This is a genomic window from Streptomyces sp. NPDC014991 (assembly GCF_043080665.1).
GTDB lineage: Bacteria > Actinomycetota > Actinomycetes > Streptomycetales > Streptomycetaceae > Streptomyces.
Map to the genome: position 1 here is coordinate 167415 of NZ_JBIBVY010000004.1, position 23266 is coordinate 190680.

The window sequence follows — 23266 nt, forward strand, 5'->3', positions numbered from 1 at the left end:
CTTCCCGCCTCCCGATCTGGAGTCACCCCACCATGCAGGCAGAACCGAGCACGTCCCTGGTGGGTGAGGAGTACGAGGTCGAGATCGGCCCCGTCGCCCACGGTGGCCACTGCATCGCCCGTACCTCCGAGGGACAGGTGCTCTTCGTCCGGCACGCGCTGCCCGGCGAGCGGGTCGTGGCCCGGGTCACTGAGGGCGAGCAGGGCGCCCGCTTCCTGCGCGCCGACGCCGTGCGCATCGTCGAGGCGTCCAAGGACCGCATCGAGGCCCCCTGCCCCTTCGCCGGGCCCGGCCGCTGCGGCGGCTGCGACTGGCAGCACGCCAAGCCGGGCGCCCAGCGCCGCCTCAAGGCCGACGTGATCGCCGAACAGCTCCAGCGGCTCGCCGGCCTCACCCCCGAGGAGGCGGGCTGGGACGGCACGGTCCTCCCGGCCGAGGGCGACAAGCTGCCGGCGGGTCAGGTGCCGCAGTGGCGGACCCGGGTGCAGTACGCCGTGGACGCCGACGGCAACGCCGGACTGCGCCGCCACCGCTCGCACGAGGTCGAGCCGATCGACCACTGCATGATCGCGGCGGCGGGCGTCAGCGAACTCGGCATCGAGGAGCGGGACTGGTCCGGCATGGCCTCCGTGGAGGCGATCGCCGCGACCGGATCCCAGGACCGCATGGTGATCCTGGAGCCACGGCCCGGGGCACGGCTGCCGCTCGTCGAGCTGAACAGGCCCGTCTCCGTCATGCGCGTCGAGGAGAACGACGGCGGCATCCACCGCGTCCACGGCCGGGCGTTCGTGCGCGAACGCGCCGACGACCGCACCTACCGCGTCGGCAGCGGCGGCTTCTGGCAGGTCCACCCGAAGGCGGCCGACACCCTGGTCAAGGCTGTCATGCAGGGCCTGCTGCCGCGCAAGGGCGACATGGCCCTGGACCTGTACTGCGGCGTGGGCCTGTTCGCCGGCGCCCTGGCCGACCGCCTCGGCGAGAAGGGTGCGGTCCTCGGCATCGAGTCCGGCAAGCGGGCGGTGGAGGACGCGCGGCACAACCTGGCCGCCTTCCCCCGGGTCCGTATCGAGCAGGGCAAGGTCGAGTCGGTCCTGCCCCGCACGGGCATCACCGAGGTCGACCTCATCGTCCTGGACCCGCCCCGCGCCGGCGCCGGCCGCAACACGGTCACCCACCTCGCCTCCCTGGGCGCCCGCCGCATCGCCTACGTCGCCTGCGACCCCGCTGCGCTGGCCCGCGATCTGGCCTACTTCCGCGAGGGCGGATACCGGGTGCGGACGCTTCGGGCGTTCGATCTGTTCCCGATGACGCATCACGTGGAGTGCGTGGCTATTTTGGAGCCTGCGGACAAGGGTGTATGACCTGCGGTTTTGTGGTCCGGGTGGGTCGCTCGACCTGTTTTCTCCGTGTAGCGGGTCGGGCAGACGCACTGCTTGTCCAAACTCGCCTGACCTGCGGTTACAGGGTGTGGCGGGGTTCGTACGAATGATGTCGGCGACGCGCAGTCATCATTCTTGACGCTCGAATGACGCTCGATTCGTGAGACTGAAGCAGGGTCGCGTTGCTCGGCCGGCGAGGGGCGAGTGGGGCCGGCACGTGGCCCTCGTTCGCGACGCGTCGGCGTGACTGACGCCCACGTGGGACAGCCGACAGCCGGCTTACGCAAAGGGCGCAAGCCGGTGATCGATCGGTCATCACTTCCTCCGGCACCACCGGTGACGACGGAGCGCATGCCGGAGGAGTCTCACATCCGCTCCCGGGCCGTCCGGTCGCGGACGCTCAGGACGTCACCCGCACGGACTCGGTGCGACTCGGTGCGCGGCCCGTCCCGGGTGCTTTGATCCGCTTCAGCCCCCGATGGGCGTGACCCCTGAGGGAGCCGGGGCCAGTCGGTACCCGCCGTCCTCGCGTCGCACGTGTCCGGCGGTCGGCGGCGGGAAGTGGCTTCCCAGCAGGAGAGTTGACGTACCGGCCAGTGAGCCGAGCACCTGGTTCCGGGTCCTGGCCGCTAGTTCGGGAGCGACGTCCACACAGCTGCAGAGCTCCGGATGCGCCATCTGGACCGGGTGGTGGATGCTGTCGCCGGTGACCAGTGCGCTCTCGCCACGGCTGCTCAGTTCCACCGCTACCTGCCCCGGTGTGTGGCCGGGGGTGGGCAGCAGACGGATGCCCGGCGCGACGTCCGTGCCGTCGTCCGCGACATCGATGAGGTCGAACAGACCTGCCTCCCGGACGGGATGGACCGAGTCCCGGAACATCTGCCGACGCCCCTCCTCCATGTCGACCCCCGCCCAGTAGTCCCACTCGGTGCGTGAGGTGAGATAGCGCGCGTTCGGGAAGGTGGGCACCCAGGCGTCGCCCTCGGCACGCGTGTTCCACCCCACGTGGTCGGCGTGGAGGTGGGTCAGGACCACGACGTCAACGCTCTCCGGCGCGAAACCCGCCGCCCGTAGCCGTGCTTCGTAGTCGCTGTTCAGGTTGTGCCAGGCGGGGTTGGAGCGCCGCTTCCCGTTTCCGATGCCGGTGTCCACCAGCACCCGCATGCCGTCCACCTCGACGGCGAAGCTGTGACTCGCCAGGCGCAGGACGCCTTGTTCGTCGGCGAAATCGGGGCTCAGCCAGGGAGTCCGGCTCACGAGGTCGGTGGTTGCCCCGGGCAGCAGCCACGGACCGGTCTGGGCGGGCAGGGCCACTTCGTCGATGCGTCGTACGGTGTGGTTGCCCACCGTCCAGGAAGAGGCGGGGGGAGTAGTGGACTTGGTCGTCTGCGATGAGGTGAACACGGCGACTTTCCTTATCTGTTATGGGTCGCGAGGACGTAGATGTCTGGAGCGGGTGTGTCGGGTGAGGCGGATGTGTAGTTGCTCGTTGCCGGGCGGGAGTGGGCGTCCGGGCGGCGGGGCACCCAGGGTCAGGACGGCCGCCGGAATCACCGTGCAGCTCCAGAGAAGAGCGGAGACGCCGGCACGCATCCTGCGCGTGAAGTACACCGTCGGGGCGGCGACGGCCGTCAGCGTGAAGAAGACCAGGCCGCCGGCGTATTCGGGTCCGCCGGGGGAGACGAGCCGTGTGAAGCCCGGTCCCAGGGACGAGTCGAAGCCGCCGAGTGCCCAGACGGCGACGACGCCGGCGCCGTTGAGCAGGAGAGCGTGGGCGGCCGCCGACGGCAGCGTCAGGTGGGGCCGCGTCGAGCGCAGTGCTCCGGGACGGCGGCGGACGGTCTCGGACGTCGAGACTAGGGCGATGGCGATGGCCTGCGCGGCGAACACGGCGATCAGGGCCGCGTACACCGTGATCGCCGGAACGGGGGCGAAGCGCACCATGAGGGTGGCTGCCAGGACGCCGGCCGCCATGCCCGTCACCGGCGCGATGCGTTGGGCCAGAGCGGGGCGCCCCGGCCGGGCGGGGTCTTCCAGGTCGAGGAGAGCCGCACCTGCTGCGCTGGTCGCCGCGCCGGTCGCGATGCCCTGCAGCACGCGGGCGCCGATCAGGGCGGTCAGGCCGTCGGCCGTCGCGAACAGTGCCATGGAGGCGACCTGGACCGCGAGCGCGCCCAGGAGCACGGGGCGGCGTCCGACATGGTCGGAAAGGGCTCCGGTCGTCAGCAGTGCGATCAGGAGTGCCAGAGCGTAGGCGCTGAAGACCACCGTGATGTCGAGGGCCGACAACTGCCACTGAGCCTGGTAGTGGGGGGTACAGCGGGGTCGGCGCGCTGGACGCGGCGAGCAGCGCGATGAGGATCGAGGTGTGCAATGCGAACGGCAGGCGTCCGGATGGGGAGGTGCGGGGAGGCGTGAGGCCCGCGGGGACGCTCTGCATGAGGGCCCTTCCTGCGCTAAAAGCGATTGGTTTGCTTTAAGGCACCGTAGGTCCTACGATCGACTAAAGCAAATGATTCGCTTTTACGGTGGTCGGAGGTCCTGTACCAGCTCCGGCCCGTCGCGCCGCACAGATCCGGAAGGAAGCCATGACCAGCGAACTCACCCCCCAAGAGGCAGCCCGAGGGGCGCTGCGGGCGGGGCTCCCCCTCGGGGACGGCCGAGATGAAGAAGTGGCCATGACGGCCAACTACATCCATTCCGTGATCAGCACGTTGCGCGAGCTCGATTTCGGCGAGACCCCTCCCGCGTCCTCCTACCGAGCCGGACAGGGGAACGCCGATGCAACCGTTTGAGCTGTCGCTGACCGAAGCCTCCCGTGCGGTGCGCGCACGGGAGCTGTCCCCCGTCGAACTCACCGAATCGGTGCTCGCCCGTATTGACGCCGTCGAAGGACGGCTGGGCGCCTACGTCACCGTCGCCGCCGACGCGGCCCTGGCCGCAGCGGTCCGCGCCGAACGGGAGATCTCCGGAAGCGGACCGCGCGGGCCGCTGCACGGGATCCCCATGGCGCTCAAGGATCTGATCGACGCAGAGGGGGTACCCACCACGGCGAGCTCGCACGTCCGGGCAGGGCACGTGGCGGAACGCGACAGCCGGGTGGCCGAACGGCTCGGCGCCGCCGGGGCCGTCCTCCTGGGCAAGACGCACACGCACGAGTTCGCCTACGGCCTGACCACTCCGCAGACGAACAATGCCTGGGACCACAGCCGGGTCGCGGGCGGGTCGAGCGGCGGCTCGGCGGTAGCTGTCGCCGCCGGCGGGGCGACGTTCGCCATGGGCACGGACACGGGCGGTTCCATCCGGGTCCCCGCGGCCCTGAACGGCGTGGTGGGCCTCAAGCCGACCTATGGCCTGGTCCCACGCACAGGCGTGACCTCGCTGTCCTGGTCCCTGGACCACCTTGGCCCTCTCACCCGCACCGTCCAGGACGTCGCCCTGGTGCTGTCGGCGACCGCCGGCCACGACCCGCGTGACCCGGCGAGCGTGTCCGGCCCCATGCTGGACCGCTTCCCGGGAGGCGACCTGCGGGGACTGAAGGTCGGCGTACCGCGGAACCACTACTTCGACCGGGTCACGCCCGAGGTCGAGGAGTCCGTACGCGGCGCGATCGAGCGGCTGGCGGAGCTGGGGGCGGAGCTCGTCGACGTCGAGATCCCGATGGCGCGCTACATCCAGGCCGTTCAGTGGGGGCTGATGGTTCCCGAGGCCACCGCTTACCACGAGCGGTCGCTGCGCGCCACCCCCGACCTGTACGCGTCGGACGTTCGCATCCTGCTGGAGGCCGGCGAACTCACCTCTGCGGGCGACTACCTCCGCGCCCAGCGGGCCCGCACCATGATGCGAGACGCCTGGGCTCGCATGTTCGACGGAATCGACGTCCTCGCCGCGCCGACGGTGCCGATGACCGCCGCCGAGGCGGGGCAGGAAGCCATCGAGTGGGCCGATGGCACGACCGAGGCCGTGTCGGACAGCTACGTCCGCCTCTGTGCCCCCGCCAACATCACCGGCGTCCCGGCCCTCACCCTGCCGGTCGGTCACGACCGCGCCGGACTGCCGATCGGTATGCAGCTGATGGCGCGCCCCTTCCACGACGCGACGGTGCTCCGTGTGGGCCGGGTCTACGAGGAGTCGGTGGCCGGCGCGGGGCGGCTTGCTCCCCTCGCTGCCTGAGGGAAGGCGGATGTTCCAACCGGCATGCGGTCGCGTCGCCGCAGGGCGTCCGACCTGCTCGGGCGCCCGGATACGCAGCCCTGCGGGTCGCCGACGCCGGCCACCGCCTAGAAGCAACAAATTCGCATTAAGGTGGAACGCATGAGTCCCAGGCCCATGGCCCGCCCCGGCGGGCGCAGCGCACGCGTACAGGAGTCCGTCCATGCGGCGGTACGTGAACTCGTAGGGGAGGTGGGCCGCGACGCGCTCACGGTCCCGATGGTGGCCACTCGGGCGGGCGTGACTCCCTCCACGATCTACCGTCGTTGGGGCGACCTGCAGGAACTCCTGTCCGACGTGGCCGTCGAACGACTGCGCCCGGAAACGGATCCGGCCGATCTCGGAAGCCTGCGGGCCGATCTCGACGCGTGGGCGGAACAGTTCCTCGACGAGATGGCCTCACCGACCGGGCGTGCCTACATCCGGGACGCCCTGCTCGGCGACCCCGACGGCACCAATGCCGGTCAGTGTTCGGCGTATGCCGCAGAGCAGATCGACGCCGTGTTGGCCCGTGCGGTGCAGCGGGGGGAGCCGGTGCCCGAGACGGAACTGCTGATCGACCGTGTCGTGGCGCCGATCATGTACCGCATCCTCTTCCGCCCTGGCCGACTGGACGCCGCATACGCGCGCGAGCTCGTGACGAACGCCGTGTACTCCCTGCAGACCGAGGCCGGCTCTCGCCCCACCCGGTCCGCCGCCCCGTGACGCTCGAATAAACCCGACAGCTGACCACTTCGCTCATCGGGCGGTCTGGCCACCGGGCCGTGGAGGCCAAACGGCTGGCTGTACCGGCAGGGGTCCTGAAATCCCGAGCAATGACCGATCCCAGGACGTAGCCCTGGGGCGTGACGCCCGTTTGACGCTCCGTGCGCACGAAGGGCCCTTCAGCGGAGTAGAAAATGACCCCTGACCTGGTGTTATACGAGATCCATCCTGCCGGGACATCGTGCACGAGAAGGCTGCGGCACTGCTGCACTCCGTCGCCCGCAATCACGCGCTGATCGACGGCAACAAGCCCATCGCCTGGCTCGCCATGCGTGTTTTCCTGCGGTTCAACGGCGTCAGCGCCCGTATCGTTCCGCCGCCCGTCTCCATCGCCGGCCCGTTCGTCGAGGAAGTCGCACAGGACAACATCGATGTACCGGCCATCGCCAAGCGCCTGTCGGCCTGGTTCCCAGTCTCCTGAGGTTCGACGTCGTGAAGTGGGGGTGAGGTTCCCCTCGCAGTGCGGAGTCGGTGACAGCAGGGGACGTCGGTTGTCATGGGGGCGGGGTGTAGCCAAAGTCCGGGGCGGCCGGGAGCTGTTCAGGGGTGCAGCAGTGGGAGCGTACGCAACCGGTCATTGATCGTCGCGGTGACGAAGTCCGGTACGGGGAAGTCCCCTGGCACGCTGGGCCAGGAGCGGGCCATGGCGTCTGCAGGCTCCGCGACTGTGTCGACGATCTGCTCCTCGGGCAGGCCGAGGGCGGGGGACAGGCCCCGGAAGTTGCGTCGGGTGACGGCCCCGGGCCCGCCTCGACAGGCACGCCCGCCAACCAGCGCAAGCTCGACGCTGCCGAACAGCTCGCCGTCCGGAGAAGGCCGGCCTCACACTCATCGCTCGCCGTCCCCTTCGTCGTCAACCACCCCGGCGTCACCTCGGTGATCATCGGAACGCCCAGCATGGCGCAGTTGGAGGCGTTCCTGCCCGCCGCCGACGTCACGCTGCCGGCCGACGTGCTCGGCGCCATCGACGGGATCGTCGCCCCCGGGGTCACGGTCAAGCCGGTCGACAACAGCTACGGCGACCTCGAGCTGTGGGTCGACTGGGGCAGCGGTGACGCGAGGCGGATCGGCAGGCCAGGATCGGTCGATGCGCATCCCGGGTCGACGAGAAGCGATGCGCGATGCCGCCCGCAGTCCGTCGCCGAGCACTTCCGCCGTCTCACGAGACCCCGGAGAACCACACCCGCGTTCCTGCGCGTCCCTCCCTACGGTGCCATCACCGACCACGGCCAGGGAGGAAGCGTGCAGCAGCCGAAGACGGCGTTCGCCGAGCGCATCGCCGAGCGGAGAAGGGCGGAAGGCGACCCTCGAGCCCTCGTGGGTGAGATGCGCCGCTCGGTCCTTCTGGTGCCGGTGGCCGACGGAGGGCTGTGGTCGGTGCGTTCGGGCGGGGTGCGGTGGATCTGCGGGTTCACCGACGAGGCCGCACTGGCCCGGTTCGTCCTGCACCACGCGCCCGGTGACCAGCCGGTGGACTACGCGGCTCTGCTGGGCGCGCGCATCGTCGACGAGATCGTGCCGGCCCTGGGTGAGCCCGCCGGTCTCGCCGTCGACATCGCCACCGAGGAAGGGGCGATGCTCTTCCCGCCGGTCGCCGGCATCGTCCCGGACGCGGTCGCTGTCGACACCGGCCGGGCGGGGGATAAGGGGGCATGAACGACGACGGCAAGGACCTCCAGCTGGACAAGGAGTCCGTCGCCAAGTTCACGCAGGGCCTGGGGACGACCATCGACCAGCTCGGCGACCTCGGCGGCGCCACCGGTTCCCTCATGGGAAAGGGCTTCTCCGAGCTGGCGATGACGGGGATGGAGGCCGGACACCACGGCCTCGCGACCGACTTCGAGGACTTCTGCGAGTCCTGGGAGTGGGGCGTGCGCGCCCTGGTCCGGGACGCCAGCGAGATCGCGAACCGGCTCGGCCTGGCGGCCGGCACCCTCTGGGAGGAGGACCGGTACGTCGCGGGCTCGCTGAAGGTGGGCGCCAACGCCGTGTTCGGCGGCAACCCGCACGCCGGCGAGGAGGAGATCGCCAAGCAGAGCTGGGGCGACATCTTCACCCCGGACTACCTGCACCCCGACTACAGCGCCGAGTCGTTCGACAAGGCCGGGGACGACATGGCGCAGACCTGGAAGGACACCGGCCGTACTGTGCTCACCGAGGGCCAGGGCGGCCGGCAGTCGCACCTGCTCAACGAGGCGTTCGGGATCTCCGACGGCCAGTGGAACCAGGCGCTGGACGACACCTTCGGACCGTCGCCCGAGGAGCGCGCGCAGCAGCAACAGCAGGGTGAGCCCGGGGGGAACTGACGGTGGGTATCGGCGACTTCATCAGTGACATTACGCCCGACTCGGTCGAGGACAAGATCGAGGACGGCGTCGAGTGGGTGGGCGACCGGGTCGAGGACGCGGGCAACTGGACCGCCGACCGTTTGCAGGACGTCGGCTGGCAGTCCGGCGCCGACTGGGTGCGCGAGCAGTCCCGTTCGGTCGCCAACCGGCTGGGCGCCGAGGTCGACGAGATGGACCTCGGGCAGACCGAGGACAAGACCAAGCTCATCTACGGCAGCCCGAGCAAGATCAACTCCGTCGCCGCGAAGCTCCGCGCCTTCGAGTCGGCCTTCGACGAGACCGGCGACGGTCTCAGGGGCCTCGACACTTCCCGGCTCAAGGGCGAGGCGGCCGACGCGCTGCGCACCACCGTCGGCAAGCAGCCGCACAGGTGGTACCAGGCGGCTGACGCCTGCGTGAAGGCGATCAGCGCGCTGGAGTCGTTCGCCGACACGGTCATCTGGGCCCAGGGCCAGGCGCAGACGGCGATCGACAAGTGGAAGGCGGGCGTCAAGGCGTCCGAGGACGCCGCCGACGCCCACCGCGCGAAGGTCGATGCCTACAACAAGGCCGTCGACCGCTACAACGCCCAGCCCGCCGACAAGCGGGACCCCTCCTCGCTCCCGCCACGCCCCGCCGAGACGTTCGACGACCCCGGCAAGAAGCTGATGAAGGACGCGCAGGACATCCTGGCCGAGGCGCGCAAACAGCGGAACTCGGCCGCGGAGACCGCGCGCTCGACGGTCCGCGCAGCCCGCGCCATGGCCCCGAAGAAGCCGTCCTACGCCGAGCAGTTGCGCGACGGCTACGGCGAACTGCAGCTCATGCAGGACCATGTGGCAGGGGGCCTGATCAAGGGCACCGCCGGGATAGTGAACTTCGTCCGCAGCGTCGATCCCATGGACCCGTACAACCTCACGCACCCGGCCGAGTACGCCACGTCCCTCAACAGCCTGGCCGCCGGCCTCGTCGTGGCCGCCAACGACCCCGCCGGCACCGGCACCCAGATGGTCAAGGACTTCATGAAGGACCCGGCCGAGGGGTTCGGCCGGCTGATCCCCGACATCGTGCTGACCGTGGCCACCGACGGCGGCGGCGCCGCGGTGAAGGGCGTGCGCATCGCCGAGGACGCTTCCGGGGCCTCGAAGGTCCGGCGGCTCGTCGACGACGTCGAGGAGGGGACCCACAAGCGCCCGGACGGGGAACGCCTCACCGACGGCTCAGACCCGGTGGACCTCGCCACCGGCCGGATGTTCCTGCCCCAGACCGACGTGGAGATCCCCGGCATCCTGCCGCTGGTCTTCACCCGGCGCACCGAGTCGGGCCTCGCGACCGGCCGCTTCCTGGGGCCGTCATGGACATCCACGGTCGACGAACGGCTGGAGGTCGATGCCATCGGCGTCGTCCACGCCACCGCCGACGGCCTCCTGATCACCTACCCGCACCCGGTCCCCGGCGACCCCACCCGGCCGGACTCCGGCGGCCGTACCCTGCTCGCCCGCGACGCCGACGGCGACTACACCCTGACCGACCCCGATTCGGGCCTGGTCCGCCACTTCACCGCCCCGCCCGGCGCCGAACCCGGCGGCGACGGCACCGCCTGGCTGTCCGGCATCGGAGCACGGGGCGGCCACTCCGTCACCGTGGACCGGGCGGACGACGGACTGCCTCTGGCCCTCGTCCACTCCGCGGGCCACCGGTTGAGACTGACCACCGCCGACGGCCGCGTGACCGCGCTCTTCCTCGCGGGCGCGGGGGAGAACGGCGCGGACTTGCCACTGATGGGCTACGGCTACGAGAACGGCGACCTCACCACCGTCACCCGCCCGTCCGGCGCCGTCACCATCTTCGACTACGACGAACGCCACCGTGTCATCGCCTGGACCGACTCCAACGGCCGCCGCTACGACTACGTGTACGACGACAGCGACCGGATCGTTGCCGAGGGCGGCGAGGCCGGCCACGTCCAGATCACCCTGACGTACACCGAACCGGACCCCACGACCGGCCACCGTACGACGGTCCTGACCACCGCCGACGGCCGGGTCACCCGGCATGTGATCGGCCCGGGGTGCCAGATCCTGGCCACCACGGACGCGCTCGGCCACACCACCCGCTTCCGCCACGACGCGAGCGGCAACCTGCTGTCCCGCACCGACCCGCTCGGCGCCACGAACGGCTTCACCTACGACGACGAGGGCCGGCTTATCTCGGCCGTCCGCCCGGACGGCTCCGAACTGCGCGTCGTACGCGGCCCGTTCGGGCTGCCGACGGAGGTCGTCGGGCCGGACGGCGCCCGCACCACGTACGCCTACGACGAGCGCGGCAACCGCACCGCGTACACCGACCCGGCCGGACACACCACCCGCACCGCCTACGACGACGCGGGCCGCCCCGCCTCGATCACCGACGCCCTCGGGAACACCACCCACGTGGTGTGCGACGCGGCGGGGCGGACCGTGGCGGTGACCGACCCGTCCGGCGCCACCACCCGTTCCGAGCGGGACGGGCTCGGCCGCCCGGTCCGCGTCACCGATCCGACGGGCGGGGTCACCCGCCTGGAGTGGAACGCGGACGGCCAACTCGCCCGTCGCACCGGCCCGGACGGTGCGAGCGAGTCATGGACCTACGACGGCGAGGGAAACTGCACGGCCCACACCGACGCCTCCGGAGCCGTCACGAGCTACGAATACACCCACTTCGACCTTCCTCTCGCCACCACCCGTCCCGACGGCGGCCGTTACGAGTTCGAACACGACGCCGATCTGCGCCTCACCCGGGTCACCAACCCACAGGGCCTGGCCTGGACCTACGAGTACGACGCGGTCGGCAACATCGTCTCCGAGACCGACTTCGACGGGCGCACCCTGAGCTACCGCGTGGACGCCGTCGGTCGCCTCACCGCCAGGACCGACGCCCTCGGCGGCACCATCTCCTTCGAGCGCGACTCACTCGGCCAGGTGCTCGCCAAGACCGTCGACGGCCGGGTCACGACCTACGCGTACGACCGGGCGGGCCGCCTCCTCGAGGCGGTCGCACCGGACAGCGAACTGCGCTACCAGTACGACCGCAACGGGCGCGTCAAAACGGAACTGGTGGACGGCCGCCCGATGCTCTACTCCTACGACGCCCTGGGCCGGCGAGTCCGCCGGACCACGCCAACCGGGCACGTCACCTCCTGTTCCTACGACTCCGACGGGCTCCCCGCACGGCTGACCACCGGCGGCCGCCCGGTCGACTTCACCCACGACGAGGCCGGTCGCGAACTGCTCCGTGTCTTCGGTGACGCGCTCACCGTGACGTCGGCCTGGGACGAGGCCGGCCGGCTTGCCACGCAGCACATCACCGCCGGGGCCCACGCCGTCGACAGCCGTGCCTACGCCTACCGTGCCGACGGGCACCTGCTCTCCGTCGAGGACCGGCTCTCCGGGATCCGCACGTTCGACCTGGACCCGATGGGCCGGGTGACCGCCGTCCACGCCCCGGGCTGGACGGAGCGGTACGCGTACGACGACGCCGGCAACCAGACCTCGGCCACCTGGCCCGACCGGCACCCCGGCGGCGAGGCCACTGGACCGCGTACCTACAGCGGCACCGGCATCACCCGTGCCGGAGACGTCCGTTTCGAGCACGACGCCCTCGGCCGGGTCACCCTGCGGCAGAAGACCCGCCTGTCCCGGAAGCCGGACACCTGGCGCTACGAGTGGGACACGGAGAACCGCCTCACCTCCCTCACCACCCCCGACGGCACCCGGTGGCGCTACCGCTACGACCCGCTGGGCCGCCGCACCGCGAAGCAGCGTCTCGCGGCCGACTGCGAGAGCGTGGTCGAGGAGGTCCGTTTCACCTGGGACGGACTCACCCTGTGCGAGCAGACCAGCCATCGGCCGGACCTCCCGCACACGGTCGCGCTCACCTGGGACCACCGGGACGTCGTCCCCCTCGCCCAGACCGAGCGCATCCTGACAGCCGACAGCCGGCAGCAGGAGATCGACCGGCGGTTCTTCGCCATCGCCACCGACCTGATCGGCACACCCACCGAACTGATCGACGAGACCGGCGACATCGCCTGGCGCAGCCGCAGCACCCTCTGGGGCACCACCGCCTGGGCGCAGGACAGCAGCGCCTACACCCCGCTCCGCTTCCCCGGCCAGTACTACGACCCCGAGACCGGCCTCCACTACAACCTCTTCCGTTACTACGATCCCGCGACCGGCCGCTACGCCTCCCCGGACCCGCTGGGCCTCGGCCCCGCGCCCAATCCCCTCGGCTACGTGGACAACCCGTACATGGGGTGCGATCCGCTTGGGCTGATGCCCAAGTACACGAAGGAGGAGAAGGCCAGGCAGCGGAGCGTCAAGACTGCGGACGGGGTGATAGAGCGGGCGCAGGACGGCACGTTTCGGAAACACCCCAAGTACCACGGGGACGAGATGCACGGCTTCACCGACGAACGTGTCCTGGACATCCTGAAGAACCCGGATGCCGTGTACCAATCGTCGGGCTCGGCCGGAAAGCTCGTCTTCCGGCAGGGCGAGGACGTCGTTGTGACCCATGGGCCCGGCTCCGAAGCCGGTCAGGCCATCACGGCCTACGGGCCGTCGGGCATCAGGGGCGAATCCGGAGCGACGGCACTGGGCGGCAAGCCGACCGATCCCGGTGCACCGATCACCCACGAAGACATCGTGGAGGGAAGGATTCCGGGCAAGGATGGATCCATGCCCCCCGCGGTACAGATCAAATGAGGCAGCACTGACCATGAGACTGACCCTCGACAACGACTGGCGCGCGACGGTGACGGACGATCCTCTGCGCTTCACTCCGCGCTTCCCGGGCACCTTCGTGGCCGTCGCGCCTTACGCGGACGTGAAGGAACGTGTGCGGTTCCTCGCGGACACCTTCGGCAGCCAGGAGTGGCTGTGGGACACCCCGGACACGCTCCGGTTCGACCGGGCGAGCCGGGAGCTGGTCGGCGCCGAGTTCCAGCTGCCCCACGAGTCGGCATCAGTCGAGGACTGCGCCCGCCTCCCCTCCGTGCCGGCCGTCCGTCCGGGCGGGCTGCGCGCGGACGAGGAGCGCGACTGCCGCTTCGAAGCGGCCTCGGTGCTGTGCCGTGCGCCCGGGGATGCCGTGCTGACCTGTCTGCGCGACCTCGAGGTCCTCGACGCACCGCTGGAGGCCCGTATCGGGATCGCCCCGGACGTGGCGCTCCTGGTCCAGGACGGCACCGTCGTCGGCTGGAGTCTCACCGATCCCGCGCGCTATCTGACAACCGCCTACGCTGCTACCGACCCGGCTCCGCCGTCTCCGGCCACCCGCGCGCTGCTCAGTTCCTGCCTCGACCTGATCACAGATCCGCTGCTCGAAGAGGTGCAGGACGGGGACCCGGCCGCCCTGGACCGGCTCTGGGAGGTCCACCAGGCCCTGCGCGCCCAGCGCGAGGACAGGCACCGCGCCGACGCCCTCCTCTCGCTCATCGGCAACCTGGTGGAGGACTACGGGAACCGGTGAGGTCGGCGAGGAGGCCGTGGTCGCTGTCCGCCCGGTTCGGCTTGGCGGAAACGCTGATGGATATGGTCGTGACGCTCGTTTGACGCTCCGGGCGTCAGCCAAGGCCGCTCAATGTGGCTGACGCCCGCGCTGACGCAACACTCGGCTTCCGTGACGTGCTTCGATGACGCATCACGTGGAGTGCGTGGCGATCCTTGAACCGGCGGCTAAGGGCTCCTGACCTGCTGCTCTTCTGATTTGCCCAGACCGCGGGCGGGTCGTGCCGACATGTTTCCGTAAGTCCACCCCGTGGAGCATGATGCAGGTCCCGCCACATGTCTCACCTGCGGTTTCCCAGTGGGGCGCCGGCCGGGATCGCTCGGCCTCAACTCCGTGAGAGAGGGGTTCGGGGAATGTCTTGACGCTCGTTCGACGCTGATTCCGACGGAGCGACGCGGTTGTCCTGGATCAGACAGTGATGCCGGTCGCCGCCGACGCCGGGCTGGTCTCCCGGCTCGACGACGTGGTCGCAGGAGCGACAACGCACATGCGGCGAAGACAGGCCAGCCGTTCCCGGCGCCGGTGCTCCCCGCACTCCGTGCCGCGGCACCCGAGCGGGCCGCACTCAGCACAATCGCGCCCTCGCGTTCGCGTTCGGCCGGTCAAGCTACTTCCCATCTCCTCTCACCGGAGCCGCTACTCATCTCAGGGCGTCCGACCGGCAGCGCTCGGCGAGCAGCTCACGGCCGGGAGCGACTCCGCCAATCGGTCGACCTCCGGGGTGGGACGGGTTTCACCCCGAGGGCGGCTGGAACGATGCGCGCATGGCACCCAGGGAAAGCCCGGCAAAGGCGCGGACCGTTCTGCTGACACTCGCGGCTGGTCAGTTCCTGATGGCGCTCGACAGCTCGGTCATGAACGTCTCGATCGCGACGGTGGCCGACGACGTGGGCGCGACGGTGACGGGCGTCCAGGGCGCCATCACGGCCTACACCCTCGTGATGGCGATGTTCATGATTCTCGGCGGCAAGGTGGGGGCGCTCATCGGCCGCAAGCGCGTGTTCATGATCGGCTGCGTCATCTACGGCTGCGGCTCCTTCACCACGGCACTCGCACCGAGCCTGACCGTGCTGCTGATCGGCTGGTCGTTTCTCGAGGGGATCGGGGCGGCGCTCATCATGCCCGCGATCGTGGCGCTCGTGGCCGGCAACTTCGCCACCGAGCGCCGTCCCGCCGCCTATGGTCTCGTCGCGGCCGCGGGGGCCGTGGCGATCGCGGTCGGGCCGCTCATCGGGGGTGTCGCGACGACGTACTTCTCCTGGCGGTGGGTCTTCGCGGGAGAGGTCCTGGTCGTGCTCGGCATCCTGGTGCTCGCCCGCCGTATCGCCGACGCGCCGGTCGGCGAAGGCGCTCGCATCGACGTCGTCGGCGCCGTGCTGTCCGCGCTCGGGCTCGGGGTCTTCGTCTACGGCGTGCTCCGCTCCGACGAGTGGGGCTGGTTCCAGCCGAAGCCCGACGCGCCTTCGTGGCTCGGGGTCTCGCTCGTCGTGTGGCTGATGCTGGCCGGGCTCCTGCTGGTCTGGCTCTTCCTCCGCTGGGAGGCCCGCACGGTGAAGCGGCACAGGGAGCCACTCGTCGACCCGGCCATGCTGCAGAACAAGCAGCTCACCGGCGGACTGACGATGTTCTTCTTCCAGTACCTCGTCCAGATGGGCGTCTTCTTCGTCGTACCGCTCTATCTGTCGGTCGCTCTGGGCCTGTCCGCGCTGAAGACGGGTGCCCGCCTCCTGCCGCTCTCCGTGACCCTGCTGGCGGCCGCCGTCCTGATCCCCCGTTACCTGCCGGACGTCTCGCCCCGTCGAGTGGTGCGGCTCGGAGTGTGCGCGCTGTTCGCGGGGGCGGTGGTCCTGATGGCCGCGCTCGACGTGGACGCCGGTGCGGAGATCGTCACCATCCCCCTGCTGCTGATCGGGCTGGGCATGGGCGCGCTGGCGTCCCAGCTCGGGTCGGTGACCGTGTCCGCCGTGCCGGAATCGGAGAGCGCGGAAGTCGGCGGCGTCCAGAACTCCGTCACCAACCTGGGCGCCTCGATCGGCACGGCGCTCGCCGGGTCGATCCTGATCGCCGCGATGACGACGTCCTTCCTCACCAGCGTGGAGCAGAATCCGGATGTCCCGGCCCAGGTCAAGAGCCAGGCGACCGTCGAGCTGGAAAGCGGCGTACCGTTCCTGTCCGACGCCGACCTCGAGTCCGCGCTCGACGAGGCGGGCACCAGCGAGAAGGTGGCTCAGGCGGCACTCGACGCGAACGAGGCGGCCAGGATCGACGGTCTGCGCGCCGCGGTCGCCATCCTCGCCTCGGCCGCGCTCCTCGCGATGTTCTTCACCTCACGGATCGTGAAGGTCCAGCCGGGGTCGACGAAGCCGTAGCCCTGGGGCGGCTGCATCCGAGCTGTCCTCGTCTCACCGCCCCGCCGGGCCAGGGGCGGCGGAGCGGTGAGACGGACCGACGGTGCGGGCCGGGTAGCCTCTGTGACGCACCGCAGCCATACGTCCACCCGGAGCCGGTGCGGCCATCTCGGTGCACGGTGTACCGTGCGCGCACGCGGTGTGCGACCGGCACGGCCTCCGATCCCGACCGAACGGCACATCCGCAACACGGGACCGGGGCGTCGCGCACGGCCAACCCCGCTGAACCGGCGGCAGGTCGGGCGTCAGGATGTCGGTCGACGGAGAGTACCGGCGCCCTACACAAGTTGCGGGGCGAAGGGGATCAGGTTGGCCCCTCCGGGTTGTACGACGCCGTAGCTGCTCTCGGGGACCTCGTTCCAGGCGCCGGGCAGATCGCCCAGCGGTTCGGACACGATGAGACGGGTCTCGTCGGACACCTCCTGCAGGAATTCCACGTCGGGGTGGAGTGCGCGCAGCGCCTCCACCCGGGTGCTGTAGTACAGCGAGCGGGAGGCTCCCTGACTGGAGTAGCGGAAGGCCCACACCTGCCGGCCGTCGGTCACGGCGACCGTCATCTGCATCGGGAACTCCACCCCGTGCTCATGACCGGTCCGTTCCACCAAGCCGACCATACGGGCGACGGCGCCCGGCGGGTCCTGCTCCAGACCGAAGGTGAGTGCCAGGTAGAACATCATCTCGGAGTCCGTCGATCCCTCGATATCGAGGAAGAGTCCCGGATCGACCGCCAGGGCGAGATCACGCCTCACCTGGTGGAAGTCGGTGATCCCGCCGTTGTGCATCCACATCCAGCGGCCGTGGCGGAACGGGTGGCAGTTGGACTGCTGCACCGGTGTGCCGGTCGAGGCCCGGATGTGGGCGAAGAACAGGGGGGAGCGGACATGGTCGGCGATCTCCCGCAGATTGCGGTTGCTCCATGCGGGGCCGGTGTCCCGGAAGACCGCGGGGGTGCCGTCGTCCGGTGTGTACCAGCCGACGCCGCACCCGTCGCCGTTGGTCGTCTCGACACCCATCCGGGCGTGCAGGCTCTGGTCGATCAGCGAGTGGACCGGTTTGTACAGCACGGTGTCGAGCAGTACGGGTGTTCCTGTGTAGGCAAGCCACCGGCACATCGGCTACCACCTTCCTGGTGTTCGAAAACCACGCCGCAGGGGTGTCGTCTCCGACGGAGGCGCAGCGGCTGCTTCTCTGTGAAGTCCACCGTGGGCCCGCTGTGTGCGGTTCCGCATCACCCGGGACGGGTGCGCGGGAGCTGTTGCTCGCCGTTCCGCGGCCGGTGCGGAACCAGTGGCCGTACGCCGTTGCGGTGATGGAAGGCTCACTTCCGCCCCGGAGCACGGTCACCTGTCTCCGGGTCCCGACGGCGTCGGCCTGCCTCGGCAGCCCTGACCACCACCCGAGCCGCGAGCCCGACAAGCAGGATCCCGCCGACGATCTGGATCATCGTCATGACGCGTGCCGTCTCGGTGCGTGCGGTGATGTCGCCGAAGCCGACGGTGCTGACCACGGTGAGTGCGAAGTACAGGGCGTCGGTACGGGTGAGGGGCTCGGTGAAGCTGCCGTGTGTGTTCCGCGCCAGCAGGAAACACGAGGTGGCGAAGAGCAGCACGAACAGGGGAGGACGGCGGCGACTCCACGGCCCGCAGTCCCGGGTGCGGGGAACGTACGATCGCACGAACCTGCCGGAGGAACAGCACCGTCACCGCGAGCAGACCGAGGACGAGACCGGTCACCGTGCCGCCGTCGAGCGGTGCGTCCATGGGCAGCAGGTAGTACGCGAGGACCAGTCCGGACGACATGAGGACCGACCGCGTCACCGCCGACAGGACCGCGTGACGGCCGGGCCGTGGGAGGTCATCCGTCATGTCCCGCAGCCCTCCTCATCGCCGTCACGGCCAGCCGTCGCACCCCGTGCCGGTCCATCGCGGGGCTGGCGCGGGGCACGCCGGGGCGGTCGCGGGGCACCCGCACGCGCAGGGCGCGCGGCAGGGTGCGGCACCGGACGGGGGTCGTCATCGATCGCGCGCCGGTGGCATCACCGCGGCCGGACGGCCGTGCACCCGCTGGTGCGCCAGCGCCCACCAGACTTCTGCCAGGTCCCCCGGATCGCGCAGACTGGTCCCGGAGACCTCCTCGAACCGGCGCAAGCGGTTGCGGAGGGTGTTCGGGTGGACGAACAGGGTGCGCGCGGCCGCCTCCAGCCTGAGCCCGTGTTCCAGGTACGCCGTCACCGCCTCCTCCAACTGGGCGCCGTCGTCCCCGCGTTCGTGCAGGGGCGCGAGTCGCTGGCGTACCAGAAGCTCACCCAGCACCGGCGTCTGCGTCACGGCAGCCCGCAGCCCCAGCTCGTCGCAGGTGAACACCCCGGCCATGCCGAAGGCCACCGCCGTCTGCACCGCTCGGCTCGCCGCCGTGAACTCCTCGGCCAGGTCGTGTGCGGCGACCGCCACACCCAGGCCCACCACCAGGTTCCGGCACAGCGCGGAAGGGCGCCCGGTCAGCAACCCCGCCGCGTCGCCGTCGACGGTCGTCACCATGGGCTCACCGGCCGCGTCCACGGCCAGCCACGGCCGCAGTGAGCGCACCACGGCGGTCAGCGCCGTCGCCCCGGACGTCGCCCGCGCCCTGAACGGCAGGCGCGCCGTACCCGGCTTTCCGGCGAAGGCCCGCACCACGGCCGGATCCGCCGGGGTCGTCAACAGAAGGCGTACATAGGCCCCGAGCCGGCCCTCGGCCGACCCGGGGCGCGTTTCGGCCCGCGCATCGCGAAGCGCTCTGCGGCGTACGATCCGCAGCGTCATCGCCCCGGCCCACGACCACACCTGTTCACCGATCGCCAGCAGTTCCTCCGGGGTGGCCTGCCGCGCGGCCATCTCCGCGCCGAACCGCGACCACACCACGTCGACGCCGGTCCGGTAAGCGTGGATGACGTCGTCGACCGGCACGGTGTCACCGATCGCCCCGACGGCGGTGACCGGCACCGCCGGGTCGCCGCCGGTGCCACGAGCGGCCACCGGCAGGGCGTCCGCATCCCCGGCCGCGCACAACCGCGCCACGACACCCAGGCCGCGGTCCACCGCTCGCGTCACGCGCAGCGTCAGCAGCTCCGGCGGCACGCGTGCGTACGACGGCAGTTCCGCCCTCAGCCGGTCGGTCAACTCACCGGCGATGGCGGGCAGATCGTCGCGCAGCGCGGCGACCGCCGCCGGCACTCTTGTGGAAACCCCCTCCGTGCCCCCCACTGGTCGCTGCCTTCCTCCATGGTGCGTTGTTCGAACGCTCGACATGCTAGGTCCAGCAGTCCCGGACTCCGGAGCACCGACATACGTCAGGTGGCCGGTGAACGACGGGACTTGGAGGACCGCGCTGCCGGTCCCACCCCCCTCATGACGCACACGAAGGACTCCCCATGGCCTTTTCCTGGAGACGTGTGGCGCTGCCCGCCGCCGTCCTCGGCATACTCGTGCCCGCCGGACTCGGCGCGCAGGCGCTGCTCTCCCCGTCCGGCGACGCCCCCTCGGCAGTCGCCGCGCCCCTGAGCAGCGCCTCGGCACCCGCCTACGAGGAGGTGGAGAGCGACGGCGCCGGTGCCGTGGTCGGGCAGCCGTCCGCCCGGCCCGACCGGCGTGTGCACTCCGCGTCCGTCCGCGTCGCCGCCTACGACCGGGGGCAGCGCCGGGCGGTGCTGAAGACGTCGGAGCGCGGGGCCGTACGCGCCGGTGACGTCGTCGCCTCGGCGCCGACACGTTCGGCGCCCGCCGGTGCGCTGTTCAAGGTCGCCAAGGTGGTGCGGAGCAACGGGGACGAGGTCTCCGTGACGACGGCGCCCGCCACCCTTCCCGAACTTCTCGGCGAGCGCAGCGTGGAGCGGCGCGCGGCCGTCCCCGCCGGCGAACTGCGCGTCAAGCCGCTGTCGGAGGGCGTGACGGCGACCACGGACCGCGCGTCGGCGGCTGCGAGCGCCCCGGTGTCCCCCTCGCCCACCGGTCCCGTTCCGTCGCATGCTGCGCCGTCGGTCTCCCCCGAACCGGCAGGCACGGGCACGGGCGCCGGTACGGCCTCACCCGTGCCGTCCGCGTCGCCGTCACCGTCGCTCACCGCGTCCTCGGAGGCATCCGCCCCCGCCTCCGCTCCGACGGCGAGCGCCGGGCCCGGCCTGCCGCGTGAGGCGGCGACGCCGCTGACCACGCTCCGCCTGGCCCTCGACGTGCCCCTGCCCGCCGGGATCGAGGCCACCGACCGCTCACCCGCGCGGCTGGCGGGCGAAGTGAGGTTCACCCCCGAGGTGTTCTTCCAGTACGAGAAGCGGCGCGGTCTGTCGGTCCTGCCCGAGCGGGCGGCCGTCGGCCTCGGCGGCTCGTACGCGTACGACTGGCAGGTCCACGGCAAGGTGAGCCGCGCAGTGGACTCCGGCGAGGTCACCCGGCCGCTCGCGGCAGTCACCGGCCGGCACACCTTCTGGGTGGGTCCCGTGCCCGTCGTCGTCAACACCGAGGTCGTCTTCGTCTACCGCTTCACGGCCGACGGGCGCATCGTCCTCGACGCCGACCAGCGCACGTCCGGCTCGTTCGACATCGGCGCCCGCTACGACCGCGCCAACGGCTGGCAGTCCGTCCGGCACGCCGAGCAGCGCACCGAGGGCGACCAGCCGCGCGTCGAAGGGGCGGCCACCGCCAAGGCCGTCATCGGTGCCAGGACCAAGGTCTCCCTCTACGACGCGGCCGGAGTAGGTGGCGACCTCTCCGTCCAGCTGCGGGGACGTGCGAGCGGGGCCTCGGACGCGGAGCCCGCCTGGGAGCTGACGGCCGGGTACGACCTCAAGACCGAGCTGACGCTTCAGCTGAAGATTTTCGGCATCAGCGTCGTGGACCTGCGCACCACTCCCTTCACCCTGCACGGAGAGCGCCGCCTCTTCGGCCAGGGCACGCCGACGGCGTGACGCGGCGCTGACCGGGGGTGCCGGCCTTCGGTTCGGTGCCCATCGGCCCGTGGCCCGTCTTCGAACCCGGGTGCAGCCGCTTCCTGCCCGCCGGCAGTGCCGTTCGCCCTCACCCTCCCTGCCTGATTCGGCTCGAGCGCAGGGGGGACTCGGCCAGGCATGATGCAGACCATTGTGCGCGGTGGGGCGGCAGGCGCCGCCGGGACGACGGTACTGAACGCCGTGACCTATGCCGACATGGCACTGCGGGGCAGGCCATCGAGCCAGACCCCGGCCCGGACCGTGGACAAGATCGCACACGGTACGGGGCATCCGGTCCCGGGGGCGGGTGAGATCCGGGACAACCGGCTGTCGGGGCTGGGTGCGCTGTCGGGCATAGCCGTCGGCTGCGGCATCGGCATGGCTGTCTCGCTCACCCGCGGCGCGGGTATTCGGCCGCCGTGGTGGTTGGGCGGGGTGCTCACCGGTGCCCTGGCCATGGTGGCGACCGACCTGCCGATGGCACGGTTGGGTGTGAGTGATCCGACGAGCTGGTCGGCGAAGGACTGGGCATCGGACGTGGTGCCGCATCTGCTGTACGGGCTGACCACCTACGGGATGCTGGCCGGCTCCGACCGCCGGCCATGAGGCGGGTTGCTTCTGCCGGCTGTGCAAGTCGGTGAAAGCCGGCTCTTCCCTCCTGGTGGAGGTGAGCAGCGCGGCATGCGAACGCGGAGCCTGGACGGCGAGGCCGACGGTGAGGAGCGCTCAGGCTGTGGCTCCTGCCCTGCCGAGCCGCCTCACGGCCAGGACGATTCAGTTCGCGGCACGATCACCACTTCCGGCATGGCACTGGTGGAGGGTACGGACAACGCGCACAGCACTGCGTCGGCCACGATATCGGGATGCTGAAGTTTCGATGTGTCGGCGTCCGGGAAACGCTCGGTGATGAACGGCGTTTCCATCCCACCGGCAATCACGCCCGTGACGCCGATTCCGAGACAGTCTCGCTGGGCCTCCTGGAACAGCGTGTGGGTAAAAGCCCGCAGGCCCGTTTTGCTCGCGGCGTAGGGACCCGCTTCGGTCCAGGTCCGGTTGGAGGCGGTGGACAGAACATTGACGATATGGCCCTCACCGCGTGCGATCATGCGCCGATAAACAGCCAGACACAGATACATGGGGCCCAGGAGGTTCGTGGTCACCACATGGGTGACTTCGTCGGCCGTCAGGTGCTCGATCGGCTTGGTGACGTCCACCGCGGCGTTGTTCACGAGGATGCCCACCGGCCATCCGTCCTGTTCGATGTCCTCGATCGCCGCGGCGACGGCGTCGGCGTCGCGGACATCGAGGTGCACGAAGCGCGCGTCGTGACCGTCCATGGCCAGAGCGGCGCACACCTTCTCGCCGTCTTCACGGCGTACGTCGGCGAGGCACACACTCGCACCGGCCTGAGCCAGGCGACGGGCGATGGAGGCCCCCAGACCCCGTGCCGCCCCCGTGACAACGGCGCGTCTTCCGGACAGGTCTGGAGGGGAGTCGGGTCTCAAGGTGGGTCCCTTCTTCATCTCTTCAGCGGCGGCTCCTTTCTCCTTGCCCCGGCAGGGGCGGGCGGGACGGCGCCCGGCAGGGAGAGCACCCGGTTGGGTCAGGGACGTTGACCGACGGAGTGCCGGGCGTCGGGGGTCCGGTGCGCCGACGGGCACTGCG

Annotated in this window: 17 protein-coding genes and 2 pseudogenes; 13 read left to right on the forward strand and 6 right to left on the reverse strand. The window is 70.8% G+C overall.

Annotated elements, in window-relative coordinates; all coding sequences use genetic code 11:
* Positions 1–32: 32 nt before the first annotated feature.
* Positions 33–1361: a class I SAM-dependent RNA methyltransferase gene (locus ACF1BE_RS09310; protein WP_392198367.1), complete on the forward strand. Its 1329-nt coding sequence runs from the start codon at positions 33–35 to the stop codon at positions 1359–1361.
* Between the two features lie 486 nt (positions 1362–1847).
* Here ACF1BE_RS09310 and ACF1BE_RS09315 read toward each other — a convergent pair whose 3' ends face one another.
* The gene (locus ACF1BE_RS09315; RefSeq protein WP_392198368.1) at positions 1848–2783 is read right to left on the reverse strand and encodes an MBL fold metallo-hydrolase; all 936 of its coding nucleotides are present in this window, start codon (positions 2781–2783) and stop codon (positions 1848–1850) included.
* Between the two features lie 18 nt (positions 2784–2801).
* Positions 2802–3668, reverse strand: coding sequence for an MFS transporter (locus ACF1BE_RS09320; RefSeq protein ID WP_392198369.1), 867 nt, complete (start codon positions 3666–3668; stop codon positions 2802–2804).
* 299 nt (positions 3669–3967) lie between these two features.
* On the opposite strand from ACF1BE_RS09320, the gene ACF1BE_RS09325 reads away from it, so the two are divergent.
* The 10 genes and pseudogenes from ACF1BE_RS09325 to ACF1BE_RS09370 all read left to right on the forward strand — a co-directional run bounded on the left by ACF1BE_RS09325 (position 3968) and on the right by ACF1BE_RS09370 (position 16602).
* Positions 3968–4174 (forward strand): hypothetical protein, encoded by a 207-nt coding sequence (locus ACF1BE_RS09325; RefSeq protein WP_392198370.1) that lies wholly within the window; start codon positions 3968–3970, stop codon positions 4172–4174.
* Entirely contained in the window at positions 4161–5552 is a 1392-nt protein-coding gene (locus ACF1BE_RS09330) for an amidase (RefSeq protein WP_392198371.1), read from the forward strand. Before ACF1BE_RS09325 ends, ACF1BE_RS09330 begins: the two co-directional genes overlap by 14 nt.
* Positions 5553–5708: 156 nt before the next feature.
* On the forward strand, positions 5709–6296 hold the full coding sequence (locus tag ACF1BE_RS09335) for a TetR/AcrR family transcriptional regulator (RefSeq protein ID WP_392198372.1): 588 nt from the start codon (positions 5709–5711) through the stop codon (positions 6294–6296).
* Positions 6297–6537: 241 nt separating this feature from the next.
* Positions 6538–6777, forward strand: a pseudogene (locus ACF1BE_RS09340) (type II toxin-antitoxin system death-on-curing family toxin); the annotation flags it as partial.
* A gap of 125 nt (positions 6778–6902) precedes the next feature.
* Positions 6903–7274: pseudogene (locus ACF1BE_RS09345) on the forward strand (hypothetical protein); the annotation flags it as partial.
* Between the two features lie 324 nt (positions 7275–7598).
* Positions 7599–8012 (forward strand): SseB family protein, encoded by a 414-nt coding sequence (locus ACF1BE_RS09350; protein WP_392198574.1) that lies wholly within the window; start codon positions 7599–7601, stop codon positions 8010–8012.
* Positions 8009–8662: a hypothetical protein gene (locus ACF1BE_RS09355; protein WP_392198373.1), complete on the forward strand. Its 654-nt coding sequence runs from the start codon at positions 8009–8011 to the stop codon at positions 8660–8662. Before ACF1BE_RS09350 ends, ACF1BE_RS09355 begins: the two co-directional genes overlap by 4 nt.
* Before the next feature lie 2 nt (positions 8663–8664).
* On the forward strand, positions 8665–13428 hold the full coding sequence (locus ACF1BE_RS09360; RefSeq protein WP_392198374.1) for a putative T7SS-secreted protein: 4764 nt from the start codon (positions 8665–8667) through the stop codon (positions 13426–13428).
* 13 nt (positions 13429–13441) lie between these two features.
* Positions 13442–14194 carry a hypothetical protein gene (locus ACF1BE_RS09365; protein WP_392198375.1) on the forward strand — a complete coding sequence of 251 codons (753 nt, stop codon included), beginning with the start codon at positions 13442–13444 and terminating at the stop codon, positions 14192–14194.
* Positions 14195–14997: 803 nt separating this feature from the next.
* Complete coding sequence (locus ACF1BE_RS09370; protein WP_392198376.1) at positions 14998–16602, forward strand: MFS transporter; 1605 nt, start codon at positions 14998–15000, stop codon at positions 16600–16602.
* A gap of 317 nt (positions 16603–16919) precedes the next feature.
* On the opposite strand, the gene ACF1BE_RS09375 is transcribed toward ACF1BE_RS09370, so the two are convergent.
* From ACF1BE_RS09375 to ACF1BE_RS09385, 3 genes are all read right to left on the reverse strand, one after another.
* Positions 16920–17753, reverse strand: a complete 834-nt coding sequence (locus tag ACF1BE_RS09375; RefSeq protein ID WP_392198377.1) for a class II glutamine amidotransferase — start codon at positions 17751–17753, stop codon at positions 16920–16922.
* Positions 17754–17959: 206 nt separating this feature from the next.
* Entirely contained in the window at positions 17960–18250 is a 291-nt protein-coding gene (locus ACF1BE_RS09380) for a potassium channel family protein (RefSeq protein ID WP_392198378.1), read from the reverse strand.
* A 403-nt stretch (positions 18251–18653) separates the two neighbouring features.
* On the reverse strand, positions 18654–19853 hold the full coding sequence (locus ACF1BE_RS09385; protein ID WP_392198379.1) for a PucR family transcriptional regulator: 1200 nt from the start codon (positions 19851–19853) through the stop codon (positions 18654–18656).
* A gap of 197 nt (positions 19854–20050) precedes the next feature.
* Here ACF1BE_RS09385 and ACF1BE_RS09390 point away from each other — a divergent pair, with 197 nt between their 5' ends.
* Complete coding sequence (locus ACF1BE_RS09390) at positions 20051–21580, forward strand: hypothetical protein (protein ID WP_392198380.1); 1530 nt, start codon at positions 20051–20053, stop codon at positions 21578–21580.
* 159 nt (positions 21581–21739) lie between these two features.
* Positions 21740–22207 carry a hypothetical protein gene (locus ACF1BE_RS09395; RefSeq protein ID WP_392198381.1) on the forward strand — a complete coding sequence of 156 codons (468 nt, stop codon included), beginning with the start codon at positions 21740–21742 and terminating at the stop codon, positions 22205–22207.
* 152 nt (positions 22208–22359) lie between these two features.
* Here the strand turns inward: ACF1BE_RS09395 and ACF1BE_RS09400 are convergent, their stop codons facing one another.
* The gene (locus tag ACF1BE_RS09400) at positions 22360–23124 is read right to left on the reverse strand and encodes an SDR family oxidoreductase (RefSeq protein ID WP_392198382.1); all 765 of its coding nucleotides are present in this window, start codon (positions 23122–23124) and stop codon (positions 22360–22362) included.
* Between the last annotated feature and the right edge of the window lie 142 nt (positions 23125–23266).